Source organism: Gemmatimonadota bacterium (assembly GCA_026706345.1).
Lineage (GTDB): Bacteria > JAAXHH01 > JAAXHH01 > JAAXHH01 > JAAXHH01 > JAAXHH01.
Window position 1 is genome coordinate 1 of sequence record JAPOYX010000243.1, and the last position, 2640, is coordinate 2640.

A 2640-nucleotide genomic window follows, 5' to 3' on the forward strand; every position below is an offset into this window, starting at 1 on the left:
CCTCGCCGCCTACGCGTTCGGCCAGTTCGCCGAGGCGGAACGCCCTGGGACGATTCTGGCGGGAGTCAACCCCCTCGCGCCCCCGCATCGGGTCACGAATCGGAGTTTTCGGTTTTTTCGCGCTTCTCGTTGAGTTTCTCGGTGACCCGGCGCGTTATGTCGTGCTTGGGATTGACGTAGCGAAGGTTGGCCCGCTCCATGATGAGGTCGTAGCCTTCCAGGGCGATCAGGTCTTCGAGCACGGCATTGAGCTTGGGCGCCATCACCTGCAGCAGTTCCTGCCGCTTGTCGTTGAGTTGCTTCTGCAGCTTGTTGACCAGGTACTGGTAATCTATCTGCTTGTCTTCGATATCCTTCTGGATGCGGCGCTGCTCGCTCGGGCTCATGATCTCGCCGTCTTTCTCGATCTGCTGCTGCAGCGCGAGAAGCTCCTCGCCCAGGGCATTGACCTCGGTCTCTTCCGCTTTCAGCTCGTTCTGCGCCTTCTCCATCAGCGCCTGGGCTTCCTCGGTGGAGACGATTGCCCGCTGGGTGTCCAGAACGGCGATTTCCAGTTCCGCCGCCGCCAGCGGCGTGGCGAGAAGGAACCCGCACAATGCCAATCCGGTGATTTCGACCGCCAGCCTGTTGTTCACACTGCAACTCCTCTTCTGGTCCCGCTCAGAGCCTGATGCCAGCCCGCCCCGCCTGTTTCGCCGACTTTCGTACCGGTCGTCATTCTACATCAGAACCATCGGAACCGGCAGGCTGGCTTGACCTGCCCCGGTTATCGCGCAACGCCCAACTCGAACTGAAACGACTCCTTCTCGTCGATCTCGCTGGTGTTGAACGGCTTCGCGATGCCGAAGGTCATGGGCCCCATGGCGGTCAGCCAGGTAACGCCGAAGCCCACCGAGTACCGGAACTCGTTGATATCGAAACCGAAGCAGTTGCGGCTGACGTCCGGGCAGTTGGAGTTGAAGACGTTGCCGGCGTCGACGAATATCACCGGCCGGAACTGCCGGTTCTCCTCGACGAAGGGCAGGGTGAGGATGAGTTCCAGGCTTCCCTCGACCAGCATGTTGCCGCCGAACGGGTCTCCGTCACGGGCCCTGCCCCTGCGGAAAAAGCCCTCGGGGATGGGATTCCCGTCGATGTCGTGGGTGGGATTGGTGGTGCGCGGCCCGAGGGTGGACTGCTCGAACCCGCGGATGGAGCCGAAACCGCCGGCAAAGAAGTGTTCGTAGAACGGCAGCGCCTTGGTATTGCCGTAGCCGCCGCCATACCCCAGCTCCGTGCGGAAGCGCAGCGTCAGCCCGGCGAAGAACGGGAAGTACTGTTCGCCCCGGTAGGTCACCTTCCAGAACTGCAGGTCGCTGCCCGGAATCGATGCCTGCAGGGCGAGCGTCTGGGAGCGGCCGCGGGTCGGGAACAGGCCACGGTTGAGCGTGGAACCGACCCAGGACAGGTTGGCCTTGAAATTCAGGAAGTCGTCGCCGTTCTTCTCGAGGAATTCGCTGATCTCCAGCGCCGGGAAGCGCCCTTCGGTAAGCGATGTCTGTTCCACGGAGCCGCCGAAGTTGATGCGCTGGGTCTCGCCGATGGGAAAGCCGAAATTCACGCCCACACCGAAGGCATCGGTGCTGTAGCGGGCGATATTGCGCTCGTCCCAGTCGAGGCGGCGGAAGTAGGCGTTGTAGCCCCGGCTGATGCCGTCGAGGGTGTAGTAGGGGTTGAAGTAGTTGAAGTTGGCCGATTTCTGATATTTCGAGTACGAAAGGCCGAGGCCCAGGCTGTTGCCCGTGCCGAGCACGTTGTTTTCCTGGTAGTTGGCGCCGACCACCAGGCCCCATCCCTGGCTGTAACCCAGGGTCGCCGAAATGCTGCCCGAGGGTTGTTCCTCCACCGAGAAATTCACGTCGATCTGATCGTCCGTGCCGGGTACCTCCGGGGTTTCGACGTTCACTGCCTGAAAGTAGCCGAGGCGTTCCAGGCGCAGTTTCGACAGGTCGATCTGGGCGGTGGAGGCCCAACCGCCTTCCATCTGGCGCAGCTCCCGGCGCATCACCTCGTCCTGGGTCACGCGGTTGCCGGCGAAGCTGACGCGGCGCACGTAGGCCCTCTTGCCGGCATCGACCACCACATCGATGCTCACCGTGCCGCCTTCCTTGACGCGGGGAATGCCGCCCGCACTGGCGAAGGTATAACCGGAATTGCCCAGCGCCGCCTCCAGGCGTTCCTCCGTGGCGGTCAGCCAGGCCTGCGAGAACACCTGCCCCGGCTCCACCAGCATCAGCGGGCGCAGGTCTTCAGGCTTCACGTCGTTCAGCTCGCCGAGCAGATTGACCTCGTCGATGGTGTATTTCTCGCCTTCCTCGACGTTCATGGAGATGTACACCTGGCGCTTGTCGGGGGTGATGCTCACCTGGGTGGAGGTGAGCTCGAACTCGACGTATCCCCGGTCTTTGTAGTACGACTCGATCTTCTCGAGGTCTCCGGTGAGTTTCTCGCGGTTGTACTTGTCGTTGTTGCGGAAGAAGGAGAACAGGCCCGGGTGCTGCAGTTCCATCTCTTCGAGCAGTTCCTTTTCCGGAAATATGGTGGCGCCGACCACATTGATGTGCCGGATGCCCGAGGGCAAGACCTCGGGCATCCGGCACA

The 2640-nt window shown here is 62.1% G+C and carries 2 protein-coding genes; both read right to left on the reverse strand.

All coding sequences use genetic code 11. The features are described 5' to 3' along the window. Positions 1-92: 92 nt before the first annotated feature. Complete coding sequence (locus OXG98_17685) at positions 93-635, reverse strand: OmpH family outer membrane protein (GenBank protein ID MCY3773842.1); 543 nt, start codon at positions 633-635, stop codon at positions 93-95. A gap of 131 nt (positions 636-766) precedes the next feature. Further along, positions 767-2640: outer membrane protein assembly factor BamA (gene bamA / locus OXG98_17690; protein MCY3773843.1), on the reverse strand; the 1874-nt coding region annotated here is incomplete at its 5' end.